Here is a 564-nt window from a genome sequence, read left to right as displayed (position 1 = left end):
CGGCAATGACGTGATCTGGACCGCCGGCAGCGCGTTGACGACCGTCTATGGCGACCGGCTTGCCTTGGCTGGCAGCTCGGCCAGCGATATGGCCCTGGGCGGCAACGACACGATCGACGCGTCGGCGGCCACCGCGGCTACGATGATTTATGGAGATACGGGCGCAACAGGTTTTTTTAAAGGTGGGAACGACGCCATAACCGGAAGCGGCTATGGGGACACCATCATAGGCGATGAAGCGGGCGAGAGTAACTTTACCGGCAATCGTACGGCTGGCGGCAATGATGTGATACATGGCGGGGCGGGCAACGACACGATCTATGGCGACGGAACGTCTGTCGCGACTTTCACCTCTGCTGTTTTCTCCGGCGCTGCCGACACGCTTTATGGCGACGATGGCCAGGACACGATCTATGGTGACGCTCTGACGTTCGGCTACGTGTTTGTCGCGGGATCACGCGCCGCATCGTCCACCGGCGGCAATGATGCGCTCTATGGCGGCGCCGACAACGACACGCTGATCGGCGACGGCGCGACGGTAGCGAAGTCCCACACCCTCACCTG

1 protein-coding gene is annotated in these 564 nt (G+C 61.9%); it reads left to right on the top strand.

The features are described 5' to 3' along the window. Window positions 1-10: 10 nt before the first annotated feature. A partial coding sequence (locus tag KHC27_RS05645) for a calcium-binding protein (protein WP_425514858.1) occupies window positions 11-564 on the top strand: 554 nt, incomplete at its 3' end.

The organism is Ancylobacter lacus, assembly GCF_018390635.1.
Taxonomy (GTDB): domain Bacteria; phylum Pseudomonadota; class Alphaproteobacteria; order Rhizobiales; family Xanthobacteraceae; genus Ancylobacter; species Ancylobacter lacus.
This window is presented reverse-complemented; position numbering and strand designations above follow the sequence as displayed.